The sequence below is a fragment of the Caulobacter henricii genome, from assembly GCF_001414055.1.
Lineage (GTDB): Bacteria > Pseudomonadota > Alphaproteobacteria > Caulobacterales > Caulobacteraceae > Caulobacter > Caulobacter henricii.
This window is the reverse complement of record NZ_CP013002.1, coordinates 507,344-526,728: the sequence shown is the minus strand read 5'-3', so window position 1 is coordinate 526,728 and position 19,385 is coordinate 507,344. Positions and strand designations below refer to the sequence as shown.

The following is a 19,385-nucleotide window of genomic DNA, read 5'->3' as shown; positions in this document are numbered from 1 at the left end:
AGGGCGGCCTGCCCCTTTGAGACAGGGGCCGCGCTGCCGCGCCCTAGGACTTGAACCCGGCCAGGAAGCCCGGCACCTCATCGGCCGGCATGGGGCGGCCGAAATGATAGCCCTGCACCTGGTCGCAGCCATAGGCGATCAGCTTCTCCAGCTGGGCCTCATCCTCGACCCCTTCGGCGACGACCTTCATCCCCATCGACGAGCCCAGGGTAATGACCGCCTTGACGATGGCCTCATCCTCGGCGTTCTGAACGAAGGACTTGTCGATCTTCAGCCGGTCGATCGGGAACTGCCGCAGATTGGCCAGGCTGGCATAGCCGGTGCCGAAATCGTCGAGGGCGATCATCACCCCGGCGTCATGCAGACGGCGCACGGTGTCGCTGACCAGATCCGAACCCCAGCCCATATAGACGTTCTCGGTCACCTCGATGGTCAGGCGATCGCAGGGCACGTTCCAGCGGGCGAGGCGCTCCTGGATCTCTTCGGCCAGACGCCCGCTGCGGAACTGGGCCGCCGAGATATTGACGGCCACCCGTCCAAACGCCACACCGGCCTCGATCCAGTCCCGCATCTGACGGAGGGCGCTCTCGAAGGCCACATCGCCCAGCTTCAGCGACAGGTCCTGATCCTCAAAGGCCGGCATGAAGCGGGCGGGTGCCAGGATCCCCTGCTCCGGATGAGCCCACCGCATCAGGGCCTCAAAGCCGGCGACGCCGCCTTCCCGCACATCCACGACCGGCTGATAGAACAGCACGAATTCACCGGCGGCTATGCCGGCCCGGACATCGCGCAGCAGCTCGATTCTCTGCTCCAGTTCCGAGCGCATGGAGGGCTGGAACATGACGCTGCGATTGCGGCCCGCATCCTTGGCCCGATAGAGGGCGATGTCGGCGTTCTTGACCATGTGCGAGGGATCAGCGTCGGGGTCGCCGTGCAGAGCCGCGCCGATGCTGGCACTGCAGGTAAAGCTGCGCCCGCCATGCTCGATGGGGCGGCGCAACAGTTTCTGCAGGGTCTGGATCGGCCGCAGCATGTCCGCTTCGCAGTTGAGCCCCCTGAGGATCACCGCAAACTCGTCGCCCCCCAGCCTGGCCACGGTATCCTGGGCGCGGAAGGCGCGACGCAGCATTTCGGCCAGCCGCTTGAGCAGAGCGTCGCCGGCGTCATGACCGAGTGTGTCGTTGATGTCCTTGAAGTGGTCGACGTCGATCATGATCAGACCGAACATCTCGCCCAGCCGCTCCGACGCGCTGACCGCCTCCTGGAACTTGTGCTGGAACAGGGCCCGGTTCGGCAGATCGGTCAGAGGATCCTTGAAGGCCAGGGTCTCGACCGCCTCGGTCTGGCGGCGACGGTCGGTGATGTCCTTGAACAGATTGACCAGCCGTTCCGGGCGGCCGTTCGGGTCGATCAGCAGCTTGCTGGCCGAGCGCACCCAGGTCTCGACTCCGTCATCGCGATTGAGTCGAAACTCGTAGACGCCGGTCTCGCCCGGCTTGCGTGCCGCCACCTGGGCCGCCACCCGGTCGCGGTCGGCCTGGTGGATGATCTCCAGCGGTTCGTTCTCAAAGCGACACCACTTTTCCAGGTCGTGCGTGGCCCCTGAAAACACCACTTCCCGCGTGTTCAGATCGAATTCGCGGACCAGCAGGCCATCGAGTTCCAGCGCCATGCGCAGACGCTGCTGGTCACGCTCGGCCCGCAGAATGGCCTCGGCATAGCCGGTCACATCGCGGGCCGTGACCATCACGGCATAGGGGTCTTCGCCCTCGTCGCGGCAGGCGCTGAACTCGGTGCGCCAGACCCTCTGTACGCCGTCAGTGTCGAGGTTCGGCAGATAACGCGAGAAAGCCTTACCGGACTGGGCGCACTTCATCAGCGCCAGAATATCCTCGGCCGAAACCAGGGCGCGACGGCCGTCGCCGCCAAGGCCCAGGTCCGGGGCCAGGCCCTGGGTCACCCATTCGCGGCTGACCGCGAGCAGGCGCAGGTCCCTGTCCAGAAGAGCCGCAGCGAACGGCAACTGGAGCACAAACTGCGAAAAGGCGGCGGCGCGTGCGTCGGTGAGACGCGCCAGTCCGGCCTCGGACTTTGGCAAACGCCTGACCTCCACGGTCGACTTTGTCATAGTGTCGGATTCTCGACGTTGTTTTTCTTGAGCGTTTCCTCACTCGAAGACTGTTGCTATTTTGGATAAGAAATCGTGACCGTCGAGATGACCGGTCGTCGCGGTCCTACTGGGCAGCGATAAAGGGTGACCGGCGGCGGAACCATCGGCCGGCCCAAAGCTATCTCTGACGGCGGGGCGAGAAATCCTGCGGTGCCGCGCAAGCAAGCCGCATTGACAAGCGGCCCCGCGCCTTCGAAAACGCCCGCGCCGAACGCCGTCAGCCCCAATCGAGTTCTCGATGACCTACATCGTCACAGACGCCTGTATCAAATGTAAGTACATGGACTGTGTCGAGGTGTGTCCGGTCGACTGCTTCTATGAGGGCGAGAACTTTCTGGCCATCAATCCGGACGAATGCATCGATTGCGGCGTCTGCGAACCAGAGTGCCCGGTCGACGCGATCAAGCCCGACACCGAGGACGAGCCCGACGGCAAGTGGCTGCGCATCAACTCCGACTACGCCAAGGTCTGGCCCAACATCACGGTTAAGGGCGAGCCGCCCGCCGACCGCGACGACTTTGAGCGCGAGACCGGCAAGTTCGAGAAATACTTCAGCGAAAAGCCCGGCAAGGGTTCCTGATCGGCCCCCTAACGGGTTCAAGTCCGGCCGCAAGCCTTTCATGAGGCTGAATTTTATGATATTGTCTGCGCCAACGTGACGGTCGCGGCTTTTTGCGGCTGTCCGTTTTTTGTCGAAGAGCCGTTCAACCGGCGCGCCCGATCGAAGGCGAAGGGTGTCTTAGAGGTTAATTCCAAATCCTGTCCCGGCTTGGCTCCCGCGCCCCGTTCGCGGTCGCTGGGCTGTCTCTAATGGACCGATCTGGAATGACGGTGTTCCGGGCCCCCTGGGCTCGCATTGATGAGGACGAACATGAGCAAGAGCGGTCTGGAATTCTCGGTTGGCGATCACGTCGTCTATCCCGCGCATGGCGTGGGCAGCATCCAGGGTGTTGAGACCCAGGAAGTGGCCGGGATGTCGCTCGAAGTCTACATCATCACCTTCGACCACGAGAAAATGACCCTCCGCGTCCCGACCAAGAAGGCCAAGACCGCCGGTCTGCGCCCCCTGGCCGAAGGCAATGTGGTCTCCCAGGCCCTGACCACGCTCAAGGGCCGGGCCCGCGTCAAGCGCACCATGTGGTCGCGCCGCGCCCAGGAATACGAAGCCAAGATCAATTCGGGCGACCTGATCTCGATCGCCGAGGTCGTCCGCGACCTGCACCGCGCCGAGAATCAGCCGGAACAGTCCTATTCGGAGCGCCAGCTGTATGAGTCGGCCCTGGACCGCATGGCCCGTGAAGTTGCCGCCATCGAGCGCATCGATCGCGAAGCCGCCATCGGCATCCTGACCAAGTCGCTGGTCAAGGCCGCCGCAGCCGCTTAAGGCGCGGTCTCAACTGCCCCAAATACCGATGCCTCTCGCCTCACGGCGGGGGGCATTTTCTTTTTGGGGCGGGAGGCTCGCGCGTCAGGGGCCTGCCGTCGGCGCGTGGTCCCAGTCGGGTTCGGCACCAATCTTGCCTCCGAACGGGAACATGCCGGCCACGGGCCCGCGCATCGACAATTGAGCGAGGCGGCAAGGCCCGCTATTTTGCGACCAAATCCGGGGACGTCGATTTGAACCTGAAGCTGGCCTTGTTTGTTATCGTGATCCTGGTGGCCGCCATCGCCTGGACGTTTGCTGCGCCCTATGTCGCCCATTGGCGGGCACGGCGGGCTGCGGCGCGGCGACGCCAGTTGCAAGGCCGACGCCCCTAGGCCCCGCTGAGCCAGGCCTCACAGGCCTCAAGACCGGTGATTTTGAACGCATCGGCGACCGCCAGACCCGCCTTGAGCGCCGACTTGCGAGATTACATTTCGTTTACGTCCGTAATCGTCGATTGACCCAATCGATTACGGATGTAATCGATGGAGCCAACACGGAGAGGCTCCATGCGGATCAGCACGGCAGAAAGTCAGGTCATGAAGGCGCTGTGGGCGAAGAGCCCGCTCAGCGCCGAGGATATTATCGCCGCCCTGCCGGCAGACCAGGACTGGGCCGACGCCACGGTGAAGACCCTGCTCAACCGACTGCTGAAGAAGGACGCGATCGCCGCTGAACGCGACGGCCGCCGCTTCCTCTACCGCCCCCTGGTCGCCCAGGGCGACTATGTGCATTCCGAGAGCCAGGGCCTGCTGGATCGCCTGTTCGATGGCCGCCTGGCTCCGCTGGTCGCCCATTTCTCGCAGCGCGAGAAGCTCAGCGACCAGGACATTGCTGACCTTCGCCGCCTGCTGGAGGGCCTCGACGATGGCCGATGACATTCTCGCCCTGCTGTTGCGGGCCAACCTGGCCATCGCCGCCGCCATACTGCTGGTACTGATCCTGGGCCGTCCGGTGCGGGCGATGTTTGGAGCCCGTGCCGCCTATGGCCTGTGGCTCGTCGTGCCCCTGGCCACCCTGGCGGTCCTCGTGCCGGCCCGGACCGTCACGGTGCGCCTGCCAGCAGCTTCACCGCCGACCGCAGCGGCGGTCGCCGTCACGATGCCGCCTGCCGATGCAACCTCGATCGCAGCCCCGCAGACCAAGGCCCAGGACTCCGGCCAGGGGCTCCCCCTGCAAGAGGGTCTCGTCCTCACCTGGGGCCTGATCGCCCTGCTGGCCATCGGCCTCCAGGCCGAGCGCCAGCGCCGTTTTCTCAAGTCCCTGGGCCGACTGCGCGGCGCGGACGGCCTGTTCCATGCCGAACATGCCGGGGTCGGGCCGGCCGTGATCGGTGCCCTGTCGCCTCGCGTGGTTGTGCCTGCGGATTTCGCACGGCGCTTCAATCCAGAAGAACAGGCTCTGATCCTGGCCCATGAGCGGACCCACCTGTCGATGGGCGATGCCCAGATCAATGCCCTGACCACCGCGATCCAGTGCCTGTTCTGGTTCAATCCCCTGGTCCATTTCGCGGCCCAGCGCCTGCGCATCGACCAGGAGATCGCCTGCGATGCCGCTGTCCTGACCCGTTTTCCGGTCGCCCGCCGCACCTATGGCGAGGCGATGCTGAAGACCCAGCTGGCCCCGCAGGCCCCGCCGCTCGGCTGCCATTGGCCGGCCTCCGCCAACCTCCAACTCAAGGAAAGATTTCTCATGCTCAATCAACATCGCGTGGGCCAGGTCCGCCGACGCCTTGGTGCCGCCTCGGTCGCCGCACTGGCCCTGAGCGCCAGTGTCGGGGCCTGGGCCGCCCAGCCCGTCCGTGCCGTGCCCGAAACGCCGGAGCAGGCCGCCCGCGCCATCGCCCGTCACCTGGGCCAGCCGCTCTTCGCCGCCGTTCGTGAAGGCGATGTAGAAGGCGTGCGCGCCCTGCTGGCCGCCGGTGCCAATCCCGACGCCCTGATTGAAGGCGACGGCACGCCCCTGATCGAGGCCGCCCGCCAGGGACGCATCGACATCGTCGAGATCCTGCTGGCCAAGGGTGCCAATCCCGACCTCGCTGCCCGCGGCGACGGCAACCCGCTGATCATGGCCGCCGGTCGTGGACGTCTAGACATCGTCAAGCTCCTGGTGACCCGCGGCGCGAACGTGGAGTCCTTTGTCCCCGGCGACGAGACCCCGCTGATCAACGCCGCCCAGTCGGGCAGCCTCGAGACCGTGCGCTATCTCGTCGAGCGCGGTGCCGATGTGAACCGGTCGGTCACCGCCAATCCCGGCGAAACCCGGTCTGCACTCAGCCAGGCCATCAAGCGCAACCACCTCGCCGTCATTCAGTACCTCAAGGCCAAGGGCGCCCGCGCCTAGGCCTGTCTCGCAACGGGTCGGCGGCCAGATCGTCTGCACGACCCACCCAGCCCTGCCCCACCAGACAATCAGACAGGAAACACGATGGCTTTCATCGACGCCCGAACCTTGCCTGACGCCAGCCGGATCGATGCTGATCTGATCATCGTCGGTGGCGGCATGGCTGGCATTACCCTGGCCCGCGAACTCGCGGGCGGCCCGATCAGGGTCGCCCTGCTGGAGAGCGGCGGCCGCGAGATCGAGATGGAGAGCCAGGCGCTCTACACGGGCACTGCCACGATCCGTGGGCCTGGAAACGCCGATCGTCCCTTCAACGACTATCCGGTCCAGTCCCGGATCCGGGCCCTGGGGGGATCAGGCCATGTCTGGGGCGGCAAGTGCGCGCCGCTCGATCCCGCGGACTTAGCCAAGCGCGACTGGGCCCCCTGGAGCGGCTGGCCGATGACCCGCGAGCAGCTGCAACCGTTCTATGACCGGGCCTGCGACCTGCTGGGCATCCCGCATTTCGGGACCGACACCCCCGTTCTGCAGGACCCGGCCCGCCGGCCACTCGACCTGGATCCTCAGGACGGCTTCTTTCCGGCCCCCCGCTATTTCTCGAACATTTCGGGCGGAGCCGACAAGGCAGCCTTTGACGCCTTCCGCACCGGCTTCGCAGACGCCTCCAACATCACGGTCTATCTCTATGCCAACGTCACCCAGGTGCGGCTGGCGGCCAGGGGCGACCGGGTCGAGGGCCTGGATGTGGCCTGTCTTGACGGCAAGCGACACACCGCCAAGGCCCGGACCTATGTGCTGGCGACCGGTGGCATCGAGAATGTCCGTCTGATGCTGGCCTCCAACCGGGTCCGCCGCGAGGGCGTCGGCAATCGCCATGACCTTGTCGGCCGCTTCTTTCAGGGCCACGTCACCTATTCCATGGACGGCGACGCCGAGACCGAGGGCTCGGCCGTCAATATCGCCCGGTCCGATTCCCTGGCGCTCTATGTTCCGCCCGGGCGCGCCCAGGCCCATTGCGTGATCGGTAGCGGTCTGAGCGGACAGACCCGCATGAAGGCCGGCAACTTTACCCTGACCCTGTACAATGGCGGTCCGCCGGGTTCGGGAACGCCGACCCAGGCCGAAACCCGGGCCATCCGCCAGGTCGCCACCCGGATGGATCGCGGCCAGGCTGAAGGCCAACTTCTGGGCTGCTTCGCCATGACCGAGCATTTCCCCAATCCCGAGAGCCGCATCACCCTCGATCCGGTCAAGGTCGACGCCCTGGGCATGCCGCAGATCAGGCTGGACTGGACCTATTCCGAGGCCGACTGGACCAGCTTCGAGCGCTCCACCGCCGGCATGGGTGATACCCTGGGCGCGTCCGGCCAGGGCCGGCTCTGCTGGCCAATTCAGAGACAGGACTATGTCGCCATATCCAGTGCGTCACGCCACCATATGGGCACGACCCGGATGCATGCCGATCCCCGTCAGGGCGTGGTCGATGCCGATTGCCGGGTCCACGACACGACCAATCTCTATGTGACCGGCAGTTCCGTGTTCCCGACCTCGGGCATCGCCAACCCGACCCTGACCCTTCTGGCCCTGACCCTGCGCCTGGCCGACCACCTGAAGCTCGAAATGGGAGCCACCCGATGACCCCTGCCCGTCCCCAGGGCCTGGCCCGCCGCGATCTTCTCGCCAGCCTTCTGGTCCTGACGGCGGGCACCGCCCTGCCGTCCCTGGCCCGGGCCACAGAGCCCCTCCCCGGATTTGAAGACATGGATCGCGACGCCGTCGTGCGTGTCGGCAAGGCCTGGCTGGAGCAGAACCCCGGAACCGACGCCAAGGCCCTGGCGATGCGGCTCTTTCCGGGCGGTCGCAACGGCGACGTCCTGACCGACCTCCGCCGGCGTGCAGCCGCCGATTTTCGTCAGGGCGCGGTGTTCAACCACCGGGGCTGGCGTCTGTCACAGACCGAAGGCGCGCTGTTCGGCCTCCTGGCCCTGAAGGCCGAGGGCTGACCCTCGGCGCTCACCTGGCATGGCCGGCGGTTCGCGGGTCAAGGCTCTGCAGATAGGCCTTCAGCTGGGCGACCTGATCGTCGTCCAGGGCCACCATCGGCATCCGCGGATGGCGTTCCGGCGTGCCCTCTTCGGGCATGCGACGGGGCGTCAGCATGCCCTCGGTCAGGATCTGGTCGAGACCGCCGCGCGGATAGCGCAGGTAAAGACTGGCAAAGGGCGGGGCGTCCGCCAGAGGGCTTTTCCCTGCGCCTACGGCATGGCAACCACCGCAGTGACGCTGGGCAAGGCCCTGGCCGCCGGATATCGGGAGCGTGGCGGCGGCAGGCTGGGCAAGGGCCGCAGGACCCGACAAAGCCAGCAACAAGCCCGCAGCCAGACTGGCTCCTCTGACCTTGGCAGCCTTCAGGATCAGGTTCATTTTCTTCGCTCCCGACGGGGGGTTAGACTCCTTGTTAGCGCCGCAGCTCAATGGGAGCAGTTGGGGCCAATACTTAGGCCTCTAGTGCGCCGCCATCGCCCGCTCGACAGCCTCGACCAGGACGGAGCCCGGCATGGGCTTCTCAATCACCCGGCTAAAGCCCGCCGTCTCGGCCGCATCCAGCAGTTCCGTCGTCGGAAAGGCCGTGATCATCAGGGCCTCGCCGTCCCAGCCCAGCGCCCGCAGGCGCTTCAGGATCAGAACGCCATCGATGTCGGGCATGCGGTAGTCGGCCACCAGGCAGACAGCCCCCAAAGCCGTCGGGTCCGCCAGCAGGGCAAGACCCGAAGCATAGGCTCGGACCTCGAATCCGCGACCGTGTAGCAACAGTTGCAGCGAGCGGCGGACGCCGGCGTCGTCCTCAACCAGCAGCAGCCGCGCGCGGTCTTCAAGTTTGGAAAGCGCTTGCGTCATGTTCCGGCCAGAGTTCGCGACCCAAGCGGGTCACGGACCGGTTCATGCCACACCCGGAAAAGCGGGTCCCTACGTAGAGGTCCTTAGGCTTCTTCCTTCAGTCCGGCGGCGAAGGCGATCCGCAGCGCTTCGGACAGGGTCTTGACCTGCAGCTTGGCCATCAGATTGGCCCTGTGGACCTCGACCGTGCGGGGCGAGATATCGAGGTCAAAGGCGATGGTCTTGTTGGGAAGACCCTTGGCCATGCCCCGCAGGACGTCCTGCTCCCGAGCGGTCAGGGCGGCTATGGCAATGGCGGCGTCGCTGGCCCGAGCCGCCCGGGCATCGGCGTCATCCAGACGCTCAAAGGCGGCTGTTATGGCGCTCAGCAAAACGGTCTTTTCGAACGGCTTCTCGATGAAGTCGACCGCGCCGCCCTTCATGGCCCGCACGGCCAGGGTGACATCGCCATGGCCGGTCAGCACGACCACCGGCATGGCGATACCGCGTTCGGCCATGACCTTCTGGACCTCCAGGCCATCCATGCCCGGCATCCGCACGTCGAGCAGAACACAGCCGGGCTCGGCATCGCGGGCCCCCTGCAGGAAGGCGTCGCCCGACGCATAGGTCGAAACGGCATAGCCCGAGGTCTTCAGCATGAACCCCGCCGAGCGACGGATCGCCTCTTCGTCATCGACGATATGGATCATCCGCCTAGGAGTCATGAAAGGCCTCCTTCTCGACCTTGACCAGGGTGAAGTGAAACTGCGAGCCGCCGCCTGGACGCGGCTCGTGCCAGATTCGGCCGCCATTGGCTTCGACGATCGTGCGGCAGATCGACAGACCCAGCCCCATGCCCTCGACCTTGGTACTGACAAAGGCCGTAAACAGCTGGCTGGCAATGGCCGGCGAGACTCCCGGGCCGTTATCGGCAATCGTGACCCTCACCAGGTCGTCACCCTGATCCTGGGTGCTCAGCCACAGGCGGGGCTGGTCGGTTCCGGCCATGGCCTCGACTGCATTGCGGGCCAGATTGATCACCACCTGCTGAATCTGAACCCGGTCGATCAGAACCGGCGTCGCGGCAGGGTCAAGGGCGAACACCGGATCCAGGCCCTGATCCCGGGCCCCCATCAGCCCCAGCGCAGCGGCCTCGTGGATCACGGCCGGAAGATCCTCAACGGTTTTCTCGACCTCACCCCGGGCGACGAAGGCCCGCAGGCGCCGGACAATATTGCCGGCCCGCATCGCCTCACCGGCCGCGTCGCCCAGGGCCTCACGGATCATCGGCAGGTCGTCGGGATCTGGCTCCAGAAGGAGATCGCGGACGGCCTCGACATAGTTGGCGACCGCGGTGATCGGCTGGTTGAGCTCATGGGCCAGGGTCGAGGCCATGGTTCCCATGCCGCTGACCCGGGCGATATGGATCAGTTCGGCCTGCAGTTCCTCAAGCCGGGCCTGGGTCCGCTGGCGCTCGGTCAGGTCGCGGACAAAGCCGGTGAAGACCCTGGGTCCATGGCTCGTTGCCTCCCCAACCCACAGCTCCATAGGAAAGGTGGAGCCGTCCTTGCGCCGGCCCACGACGATGCGTCCCTTGCCGATCACCTTGCGCTCGCCCGTGGACAGGTAGCGCTCGATATAGCCGTCGTGACGCTCCTGGTCCGGCGACGGCATCAGGCAGCGCACGTTCTCGCCGACCATCTCGGCTTCCTGAAAGCCGAACAACCGCTCGGCGGCCGCGCTGAACGACAGGATCTTGCCACGGTCGTCGATGACGATCATGGCGTCGGGGACTGTCGAGAGGATCGACCTCAGATGCTCGGCTCCGGCGTCAAGGGCACGCTCGCTCGCCCTTTGATCGGTGACGTCGCGAAGCACCTTGCCGAAGCCCCGCAAGACGCCGTCCCGGTCATGCAACGCGGTCAGGGAGACGTGGGCCAGGAACTCCGACCCGTCCTTGCGCAGGAACCAGCCGTCTTCCTCGACCTTGCCCTCGGCCTGCACCCGGGCGAGATCGGCCTGCGGCTTGCCGGCCTGACGGGCGTCCTGGGGATAAAAGATCGAGACGGACTGACCGATGACCTCAGCCTCGCTCCAGCCCATCAGTCTCTGACCGCCCGCATTCCAGATCAGCACGCGCCCCTCCGGGTCGAGCATCGAAATGGCGTATTCGGTGGCCCCATCGATCAGCAGGCTCAGCTCGCTGGCCACGACTTCGGCCTGCCGCTCGCGGAGGGCTTCACGGCCCTGGCTGGACACGGTTCCGCGCCGCAGCCGCCCCACCCGCGCGCCCACCAGGGTCACGCCCAAGGCTGCCAACAGGAAGAACAGGGCCTGAACCAGGACCAGGGTCGGGTCAGAGGCCTGCGGGGTCTTGCCCAAAAAGGCCAGGCCCGTCAGCAGACCGAGTCCTGTAGCGGCCAGGCCCGCGCCGACGCAGCCAAACGCCGCTGCAGCCACGACCGGCGCGATGAAGGGCAGAAAGGCCGCATGGTTTCCCAGCCACGGGGCCGCCAGCCAACGGACCGCCACCGCCAAGCCGAAAATCGCCAGCGTCAGGCCGTAACTCTTGATCTGGTCCTGCTGCAGCCCCGAACCGGAGGCCATTGGCTGTTCACCCTTTTCCGTCTTCAGGCGTTTGGGTCTGCAAGGCTCGATCACCGAGCCCGACCATGCCTCCGCACACCCTAGGTTACAAACCGCTTTGGCGGCCCGGATCAAGGCCCGTTGGGGACTTTACGGATGGCGCCCACGCCTCCGTAACGCTTGGTTCTGGCACGATCCCCGTCCCTGGCGGGCTGAACATTTGAGGTCGCCATGTCACCCCCCATCCTGTCCGCCCTGCTCGCCCCGGCCTCGGTCGCGGTGATCGGCGGCTCTGACCGCCAGGGCTCCGTCGGTGAGGTCGTGGTCGAAAACATCCTGGCAGGTGGATTTGCCGGCACCGTCTTCCTGATCAATCCCCGCCCCCTCTCCGTACCAGGCACGACCTGGGTGGCGCAGATCGCCGATCTGCCTCAGCCCCCCGACCTGGCCATTGTGGTGGTGCCCGCCGCCGCCGCGCCAGGGGCGATCGCCGAGCTGGGAGCCGCCGGTGTCCGGGTCGCCGTGATCCTGTCGGCGGGCCTGACCGAGGCCAATGGCCTGCGCCAGGCGGTGCTGGATGCCGCCAGGCCCCATGGCCTCCGCCTCGTCGGTCCCAACGGCCTGGGGCTCCTGGCCCCCCATGCCCGCCTCAACGCCTCCTTCGCCCGCGGCACGCCCCTGGCCGGGGGCCTGGCCCTGATCTCCCAGAGCGGGGCCCTGATCAGTGGCCTGGTCGACTGGGCCACGACCCGGCAGCTGGGCTTTTCCGGGATCGTCTCGGTCGGCGACATGGCCGATATCGATCTCGCCGACCTGATAGACCTGTTCGCCGCCGATCCCCGGACCGATGCCATCCTGCTCTATATCGAGGGCGTCACACGCGGGGCCCGGTTCATGGCCGCCGCCCAGGCCGCGGCGCGCCTCAAGCCGGTCATTGCCCTGAAGGCCGGACGCAACCCCGCCAGCGGTAGGGCCGTCCGCTCCCATACCGGGGCCCTGGCCGGGGCCTATGACGTGCATGCCTGCGCCTTCGAGCGAGCGGGAATCGTGCAGGTCGAAAGCCTCACCGACCTGTTCGATGCCGCCGCCGTCCTGCGGGGGGGACCCGAGCTCCAGGGCGAGCTCCAGGGCGAGCGCCTGGCGATCGTCACCAATGGCGGCGGAGCCGGCATTTTGGCGCTCGATGCCATGACAGCCGGCACCGGTGTCCTGGCCGACCTGTCGCCCCAGACTCTGGAGCAGCTGAGTTCCGCCCTGCCCGCAGGATGGTCACATGGCAATCCGGTGGACCTGATCGGCGACGCGCCGGTCGAGCGCTATCGTGCCGCCCTGGATGCGGTCCTGGCCGATGACGGGGTCGATGCCGTGCTGGTGATGAACTGCCCCACCGCCCTGCTTGACCCCCGCGATATCGCCCAGGGCGTAGCGGCCGCTGTCGTGGCCGCGCGAGGGCGCGGGATCCTCAAGCCGGTCATCGCCTGCTGGCTGGGGGACACCAACCAGGACATAGCCGGCCCGATTCTCAGTGCCGCCGGCATTGCGATGTTCGGGGCACCGGACACGGCGATCCGGGGCTTTGGCCATCTGATCGCCGCCCACAAGGCGGCCGCCCGGTTGTCTGCCCCCCCTGCCGCGTCCGAGCCGCGCCAGGACCGGCCCTCCGCGGCCCGGGCCCTGATTGCCACGGCCCGGGCCGAAGGCCGCAGCCTGCTCAACGAGATCGAGGCCAAGGCCCTGCTGGACGCCTTTGGCGTCAGCACGGTCCCGACCCGACTGGCGGCCACCCCTGCGGAGGTCAGCGCCGTCTGCGCCGGTCTGGCACCGCCCTATGCCGTCAAGATCGTCTCGCCCCAGATCGTTCACAAGTCCGACGTCGGGGGCGTGGTCCTGAATCTTCCGGATGCCCAGGCGGCCGTCGAAGCTGCCGAGGCCATCGCGGCCCGCGTGGCGACGGCCTGTCCCGGCGCGGTGATCACCGGCTTTGCCGTCCAGACCATGGTTGCGCCGGGCCGGGCCCATGAAGTGATCGTCGGTCTGGCACCGGACCCCACCTTTGGTCCGGTCCTGATGGTCGGGGCCGGCGGCAAGGCCGTCGAGGTCATCCGGGACCACGCCCTGGGTCTGCCGCCCCTCAACGGCGCAGCGGCCCTGGCCATGCTGGCGCGGACCCGGATTTCGCGCCTCCTGGCCGGTTATCGCGACGAGCCCGCGGCCGATATCGCCGGGATCGTTGCCACTCTGGAGGCGCTTTCGGCCATAGCCACAGAGCTCCCGGAGGTCCTGGAACTGGACATCAACCCCCTTCGGGTTGATGCCCATGGGGTCATGGCCCTGGACGCGCGGGTCGTGATCAGCCTGGATCCGGCACCGGCTTCTCGCCTGGTCCTGCCCGCCTGACCAGGGTCTCATTCCAACTACGTAAACATCCCAATGTGAGAGGGATCGCCCTTCACCTATCCCTGAAGTCCACTGCTCAGGGAGACGTGCGATGTCCATGCCAGCATTCTTGCGAGACCGCGCAGAGGCCGCCGCGCCAGTGGCCCAGATGATCCCGACGGACGAAGTGTTCTCGGCCATCGGTGTCAGCATGAGCTTCTCGGCCGGCGAGGAAATCTACGCCCAGGACGACGAAAGCGACATGGTCTACCAGGTCCAGCGCGGTGCCGTCCGGGCCTCGCGCCTGCTGGGTGACGGTCGCCGCCAGATCGCGGGCTTCTACTATGCCGGTGACCTGTTTGGCCTGGAAGCGGGCCCAACCCATCGCGCCTCGGCCGAAGCCCTGTGCGACAGCAAGATCCTGGTCACCAAGCGCTCGTCCCTTAAGCACTATGGCGAGGCGGGCGAGCGTCTCGAACGCCTGATCTGGCGCGCCACCGGCCAGGAACTGGGTCGCGCCCAGGACCACATGATGCTGCTGGCCCGCAAGAGCGCCTATGAGCGGGTGGCAGGCTTCCTGGCCGACGTGGCCAAGCGTCAGGGCTCGGCCTGGAACGAACTGGCCATGAGCCGGCAGGATATTGCCGATCACCTGGGCCTGACGATCGAGACCGTGTCGCGCATGGTCACCCAGCTTCAGGCCGACGGCCTCGTCGCCCTCGAAGGGTGCCGACGGTTCCGGGTCGCCGCGCCGGTGCGTCTGGCCGACCTGGTCGCGGCCTGACCCGAGGGCCAGTCGACCTCCAGTGAGGGCCGGTCGCATCGCCCCGGCCGACCATCCGCTGCCGGAGCCCCCCTGCCATGAAACACGCCATCATCCTCGCTCACCCAAGGTCCGGCAGTTTCTGCGCGACCCTGGCCAAAACCTGCGCGGACCATCTGCGCGCCGGCGGCCATGAGGTGGTGGTGCGGGATCTCTATGCCCTGGACTTCGATCCGCGCCTGAAGGCCGAGGAACTGCCGATGGCGAACGGGGCCCGGCCGGCCGCCGACATCGTCATGGAACGCGAGCTGGTGGCGGACGTCGACGGCTTCATCTTCGTCTATCCGTTCTGGTTCAATGCGCCGCCGGCCATTCTGAAGGGCTATGTCGACCGGGTGTTCAGCATGGGCTTTGGCTATGCCCCGGGCCTCGGCGGCACCGAGTCCCTGCTGGACGGCAAGACCCTGCTCAGCTTTTCCACCTCGGGCGCACCGGAAGACTGGGTGAAGGACACCGGAGCCCTGAAGGCCCTGATGACGGTCTTCGATTTGCACCTGGCGGGCGTCTGCGGCCTGCGGGTCCTCGACCACTGCCACTTCGGGTCCATCGTCTCCAACATGACCGACGAGTCGCGCGACGAGCTGCTCGATCGCATGCGCTCCAGCCTGGACGACCTGTTCGCCCCCGCAGGGGGCTAGGCCGCTAGGCCGCGACCGCCGCTTTCACCCGCCGGCGCCGCCAGTCGTCGAAGCGAACCTTGCCCAGCCAGAACAGCATGATCGGCAACGGCGCCAGGGCGAGGACGTAGAGCAGAGCCGAGTCCTGCACGGCCTTGGGAAACACCTGCTGCTGGCCGAGGAAGAACGACCCCGAGGCAATGAACAGCGAAAAGCACATCCGCCACAGGTGACGCGCAATCCGCGAGACCCTGGACAGCTGCTTGCGCACGAGCACATGCAATTCACCCGCGGCGGCGAAGGCCCCGGCAACCGTAAACAGGAAGAAGGCCGGCGGCGGCGAGCCGTCCACCGTGCCGGTCGGGCTGGCCGCGCCCATCTGCATGAAGGTCACGCCGGCGGCGGTGATGGCGAGGGCGACAATCAGCCCGATCACCTCCGGCGCGCCCGCCTTCACATCCCGCTGTCGGGCCGCCATCGTTCCGCTGATCAGAAGGTACAGCGCCATAATGCCGGCCACGACGTTGGGGCGCTGTCCGGTCTGAAGGAACGGCGCGACACCTGCGCCGATGGCATAGGCGGTGAACATCGCCAGAAAGAACACCGTTCCGGCCTTGCGGTGGACGCTCTGGCCCTTGCGCGAGGCCAGGGCGACGACCCCGGTGATCATGCCGATCGCGCCGCCGGCGATGTGGGCCCACAGCAGGGCATTGGCCCCCAGATGCATCCAGGCCGGATCGCCGGCCCGGGCCTCCAGATTTTCCGCCAGGGCGATCGAAGGCATCAGCGCGACAGCGGCGGCGACAGCAACGGCAAACAGGACGGGTGAGACGGGCAGAGTCCGGGGTGTCATGGCCCCCTTACTTGTCGATATGGGCGGCGGGCGCCATGATCGAACCGACCGCCCGCATGATCGTTTGTAACACCAAGGGCCGCGCCGATGCCGAATCTGACCACGTCCGCAGGAGTCGCCGCCGGCCTGATCGCATTCGCTGTCCAGAGGGGCGCTGATCGCGCCACGCTTCTGGCCCGGGCCGGCCTGACCCTTGCCGACCTGGCAGACCACGACAGCCGCCTGCCCTTCGAGTCCTATATGGCCCTGATGCGCGCAGCCCAGGACCTCTGCAAGGACCCGGCCCTGGCCCTGCATTTCGGCGAGGCCGTCGACCTGGCGGAGATCTCGATCGTCGGGCTGATCATGAACGCCTCGGCCACCATGGGTGACGCCTTCGCCCAGATGCAGCGCTTCGGTCGACTGTCACTGGAGACCGAGGGGCTCAGCGACGGGCCGCGCTTCACCCTGACCGTGCGCGATGGCCAGCTGTGGATGGTCGATACGCGGGCCGATCCCAACGCCTTCCCGGAACTGACCGAAGGGGCCTTCGTCCGGCTGGTCTGCGGCCCGCGCCGCTTCCTGCCCGAGCCGCACGTGCTGGAGGTGCAGTTCACCCATCCGGCCCCGGCCTGGCGCGCCGAGCACGACCGCATTTTCCAGTGCCCGGTGACCTTCTCCAGCAACTGGAACGCCATGAGGCTCGACCCGCGCATCGCGACCTGGCCCGTGGCACAGCAACCGCGTTACGTCTTCGGCGTCCTGACCCGGCGGGCCGACGACCTGCTGCAGGAACTCGAGGACAAGAAGACCGTCCGCGGCCAGGTCGAGGCCATGCTGCTGCCGCTGCTGCACACCGGGGAGGTCGGTTCCGACACCGTTGCCCGCGCTCTGGGCTTCAGCCGCCAGACCCTGTTCCGCAAGCTCAGAACCGAGGACGCCACCTTCAAGCAGGTGCTGGACGCGCTTCGCCACCGCATGGCGCTGCGCTACCTCGCCGGCGCAAAGGCCTCGGTCAACGAGACCGCCTACCTCGTCGGCTTCTCCGAACCGGCGGCCTTCTCTCGGGCCTTCAAACGCTGGACCGGCCAGAGCCCGCGCGAGGTCCAGCTGGCCAGATAGGTTGCTCCCGGCGATCTCCTGCCCTCCGGCCAGGCCCCTTTGAAGGACGCCCAGCCTGACGGCCAAACCCCGTCGCCGGCGCGAAAAGCTCGGCCACGACCAGGTTGCGATGTCGGGAGAAAATGGCGCGCCCGGAACGATTCGAACGTCCGACCCTCAGATTCGTAGTCTGATGCTCTATCCAGCTGAGCTACGGGCGCGCATTGCCTTTCGGCGAGGCGGGGGAGATAGCCCGTTCACTCCGGGGACGCAAGCCCGGTCTGCGGGTAATCGCGAAAAGATTTCAGCGACCCGCGCTCGGCCGGCAGGCACCCGTCGCCCGGCGCGAAGCGGGCTGGCGGTTTCGGCCCCCTGAAGCGTCATACGGACGTGACAGCGCCATGGGTTTGATGTCCATGGACACCTCGCCGTCGCGGCCTGACCGCCGCCGTTTCCTGGTTGGAACCCGATCCTATGCGTCGCCTCATCCTGATCTCCCTGCTCGCCCTGTCCGCCTGCGCCGGCCTGGCCGACGCCCAGGTCACGACCCGGGCCAAGCCCGCCGCAGCGGCCGCTGCAGGGTCTCAAACCGCGCCGCGCGGCTTTGTCGCCGCTGCCAACCCCCTGGCGGTCGAGGCGGGCCTGAAGGTGCTGCGCGAGGGCGGCAGTGCCGTGGATGCTGCCGTAGCGGTCCAGGCTGTGCTGAGCCTGGTCGAGCCGCAGAGCTCGGGGATCGGCGGCGGTGCCTTCATGACCTATTTCGAGGCGCGCACCGGCAAGGTCACCGCCTATGACGGGCGCGAGACGGCCCCCAGCGGCGCCGCCCCTGACATGTTCCTGGGCCCGGAAGGCAAGCCCCTGCCGTTCCAGGTCGCCGTGGTCTCCGGCCGGGCAACCGGCGTCCCGGGTGCCGTGGCCATGCTGGCCCAGGCCCAGAAGGATCATGGCGCGGCCAAGTGGAGCACCCTGTTCAAGGAGGCCGAGCGACTGGCGACCGACGGCTTTGTGGTCAGCCCCCGCCTGGCCGGCATGGTCAACAGCAGCCGGGTGCCCCAGAACGCCACGCCGGACGTGACCGCCTATTTCACCAAGCCCGACGGCCAGCGCTACCAGGCCGGCGATCTGCTGAAGAACCCGGCCTATGCGGCCACGGTCCGGCGGCTGGCGGCCGAGGGTCCCAGCGCCCTCTATGAAGGACCGATCGCCCAGGCCATCGTCGACAAGGTCCAGGCCGGCACCCTGCCGGGCAGCATCACCCTCAGCGATCTCAAGACCTATCGCCCCCGCTCGGCGGCGGCCCTGTGCCGGCCCTGGAAGGTCTATACGGTCTGCGTGCCCAATCCCTCGTCGAGTGGCCTGGCCGTGGTCCAGGCCCTGATGATGCTGGAACACACCGATATCGGCACGCGCGGCCCCAAGGATCCGGCCGCCTGGGCCCTGCTGGCCGAGGCCGAGCGGGTCATGTACGCCGACCGCGACCGCTATGTGGCCGATCCGGCCTTCGTCAAGGTGCCGGTCGAGGGCCTGCTGGACCCGGCCTATGTCGCCGAGCGCGCCAAGCTGATCAAGGACGTGGCCGGCCCCGCGCCGAAGTTCGGCCTGCCGAAAGGCGCGCCCGTCGTCGGCCCCGACGCTACCCGGGAGCCTGCCGGCACCACCCATTTCGTGATCATGGATCCGGCCGGCAATGTGGTCTCCATGACCACCACGGTCGAGAGCATCTTCGGCTCGGGCCGGATGGTCGGCGGCTTCTTCCTCAACAACCAGATGACCGACTTCAGCTTCTCGCCGACCGACCGGGACGGTGCGCCGGCGGCCAATGCGGTGGCGGCCGGCAAGCGTCCGCGCTCGTCCATGTCGCCGCTGATCGTGCTGGACGACAAGGGCAAGTTCCTGGCGGCCGTGGGCTCGCCCGGCGGCAATGCCATCCTGTCCTATAATCTGAAGGCCATGGTCGGGGTCTTCTATTGGGGCCTCTCCATGCAGGAGGCGATCAACCTGCCCAACCTGGTGTCGCGCGGCGAAAACTTCTCCGGCGAGGCCAACCTGTTCGGTCCCGAGATGGTCGCTGCCCTCAATGCCCGCGGCGTGACAGTCAAGATCGGCCAGAACGAGACCTCCGGCCTGCACGGCCTGATCGTGCGTCCCGGCGGGGTCCTGGAGGGCGGTGCCGATCCCCGTCGCGAAGGCGTGGCCAAGGGCCTGTAGAGACGACCGGCACGGCTCCGCCGCTTCAC

At 67.2% G+C, this 19,385-nt stretch carries 18 protein-coding genes and 1 tRNA gene; 12 read left to right on the top strand and 7 right to left on the bottom strand.

Annotated elements, in window-relative coordinates; translation table 11 throughout:
* Positions 1-43: 43 nt before the first annotated feature.
* Positions 44-2,128, bottom strand: coding sequence for a putative bifunctional diguanylate cyclase/phosphodiesterase (locus tag AQ619_RS02540; protein WP_062143815.1), 2,085 nt, complete (start codon positions 2,126-2,128; stop codon positions 44-46).
* A 280-nt stretch (positions 2,129-2,408) separates the two neighbouring features.
* Here AQ619_RS02540 and fdxA point away from each other — a divergent pair, with 280 nt between their 5' ends.
* From fdxA to AQ619_RS02510, 7 genes are all read left to right on the top strand, one after another.
* Positions 2,409-2,750, top strand: coding sequence for a ferredoxin FdxA (fdxA, locus tag AQ619_RS02535; protein ID WP_062143812.1), 342 nt, complete (start codon positions 2,409-2,411; stop codon positions 2,748-2,750).
* A gap of 291 nt (positions 2,751-3,041) precedes the next feature.
* Complete coding sequence (locus AQ619_RS02530; RefSeq protein ID WP_062143809.1) at positions 3,042-3,554, top strand: CarD family transcriptional regulator; 513 nt, start codon at positions 3,042-3,044, stop codon at positions 3,552-3,554.
* A gap of 233 nt (positions 3,555-3,787) precedes the next feature.
* On the top strand, positions 3,788-3,928 hold the full coding sequence (locus tag AQ619_RS18970; RefSeq protein WP_166504122.1) for a hypothetical protein: 141 nt from the start codon (positions 3,788-3,790) through the stop codon (positions 3,926-3,928).
* Positions 3,929-4,102: 174 nt separating this feature from the next.
* On the top strand, positions 4,103-4,471 hold the full coding sequence (locus tag AQ619_RS02525) for a BlaI/MecI/CopY family transcriptional regulator (RefSeq protein ID WP_062143806.1): 369 nt from the start codon (positions 4,103-4,105) through the stop codon (positions 4,469-4,471).
* Positions 4,461-5,936 carry a M56 family metallopeptidase gene (locus AQ619_RS02520; protein WP_062143803.1) on the top strand — a complete coding sequence of 492 codons (1,476 nt, stop codon included), beginning with the start codon at positions 4,461-4,463 and terminating at the stop codon, positions 5,934-5,936. The genes AQ619_RS02525 and AQ619_RS02520 overlap by 11 nt, the downstream gene beginning before the upstream one ends.
* 84 nt (positions 5,937-6,020) lie before the next feature.
* Positions 6,021-7,574, top strand: a complete 1,554-nt coding sequence (locus AQ619_RS02515; protein ID WP_062143800.1) for a GMC oxidoreductase — start codon at positions 6,021-6,023, stop codon at positions 7,572-7,574.
* The gene (locus AQ619_RS02510) at positions 7,571-7,939 is read left to right on the top strand and encodes a hypothetical protein (RefSeq protein WP_062143798.1); all 369 of its coding nucleotides are present in this window, start codon (positions 7,571-7,573) and stop codon (positions 7,937-7,939) included. The genes AQ619_RS02515 and AQ619_RS02510 overlap by 4 nt, the downstream gene beginning before the upstream one ends.
* A 10-nt stretch (positions 7,940-7,949) precedes the next feature.
* Here AQ619_RS02510 and AQ619_RS02505 read toward each other — a convergent pair whose 3' ends face one another.
* From AQ619_RS02505 to AQ619_RS02490, 4 genes are all read right to left on the bottom strand, one after another.
* Entirely contained in the window at positions 7,950-8,360 is a 411-nt protein-coding gene (locus AQ619_RS02505; protein ID WP_062143795.1) for a c-type cytochrome, read from the bottom strand.
* 81 nt (positions 8,361-8,441) lie between these two features.
* Positions 8,442-8,834, bottom strand: coding sequence for a response regulator (locus AQ619_RS02500; protein WP_062143792.1), 393 nt, complete (start codon positions 8,832-8,834; stop codon positions 8,442-8,444).
* A gap of 83 nt (positions 8,835-8,917) precedes the next feature.
* Positions 8,918-9,538 (bottom strand): response regulator transcription factor, encoded by a 621-nt coding sequence (locus AQ619_RS02495; protein ID WP_062143789.1) that lies wholly within the window; start codon positions 9,536-9,538, stop codon positions 8,918-8,920.
* Positions 9,528-11,420 carry a PAS domain S-box protein gene (locus tag AQ619_RS02490; protein WP_062143786.1) on the bottom strand — a complete coding sequence of 631 codons (1,893 nt, stop codon included), beginning with the start codon at positions 11,418-11,420 and terminating at the stop codon, positions 9,528-9,530. Before AQ619_RS02490 ends, AQ619_RS02495 begins: the two co-directional genes overlap by 11 nt.
* A gap of 210 nt (positions 11,421-11,630) precedes the next feature.
* On the opposite strand from AQ619_RS02490, the gene AQ619_RS02485 reads away from it, so the two are divergent.
* The 3 genes from AQ619_RS02485 (at position 11,631) to AQ619_RS02475 (ending at position 15,236) form a co-directional block, all read left to right on the top strand.
* Positions 11,631-13,796 (top strand): acetate--CoA ligase family protein, encoded by a 2,166-nt coding sequence (locus tag AQ619_RS02485; RefSeq protein WP_084745710.1) that lies wholly within the window; start codon positions 11,631-11,633, stop codon positions 13,794-13,796.
* Between the two features lie 91 nt (positions 13,797-13,887).
* Positions 13,888-14,559 (top strand): helix-turn-helix domain-containing protein, encoded by a 672-nt coding sequence (locus tag AQ619_RS02480; RefSeq protein WP_062143783.1) that lies wholly within the window; start codon positions 13,888-13,890, stop codon positions 14,557-14,559.
* Between the two features lie 77 nt (positions 14,560-14,636).
* Positions 14,637-15,236, top strand: coding sequence for an NAD(P)H-dependent oxidoreductase (locus AQ619_RS02475; RefSeq protein ID WP_062143780.1), 600 nt, complete (start codon positions 14,637-14,639; stop codon positions 15,234-15,236).
* A 4-nt stretch (positions 15,237-15,240) separates the two neighbouring features.
* Here the strand turns inward: AQ619_RS02475 and AQ619_RS02470 are convergent, their stop codons facing one another.
* Positions 15,241-16,068 carry a DUF2306 domain-containing protein gene (locus AQ619_RS02470; RefSeq protein ID WP_062143778.1) on the bottom strand — a complete coding sequence of 276 codons (828 nt, stop codon included), beginning with the start codon at positions 16,066-16,068 and terminating at the stop codon, positions 15,241-15,243.
* A gap of 87 nt (positions 16,069-16,155) precedes the next feature.
* On the opposite strand from AQ619_RS02470, the gene AQ619_RS02465 reads away from it, so the two are divergent.
* Positions 16,156-17,169, top strand: a complete 1,014-nt coding sequence (locus AQ619_RS02465) for an AraC family transcriptional regulator (RefSeq protein ID WP_062143773.1) — start codon at positions 16,156-16,158, stop codon at positions 17,167-17,169.
* Positions 17,170-17,292: 123 nt separating this feature from the next.
* On the opposite strand, the gene AQ619_RS02460 is transcribed toward AQ619_RS02465, so the two are convergent.
* A tRNA-Arg gene (locus AQ619_RS02460) sits at positions 17,293-17,369 on the bottom strand.
* A gap of 253 nt (positions 17,370-17,622) precedes the next feature.
* Between AQ619_RS02460 and ggt the strand changes: the two genes are divergently transcribed.
* Positions 17,623-19,356 carry a gamma-glutamyltransferase gene (gene ggt, locus AQ619_RS02455; RefSeq protein WP_062143770.1) on the top strand — a complete coding sequence of 578 codons (1,734 nt, stop codon included), beginning with the start codon at positions 17,623-17,625 and terminating at the stop codon, positions 19,354-19,356.
* Positions 19,357-19,385 lie beyond the last annotated feature (29 nt).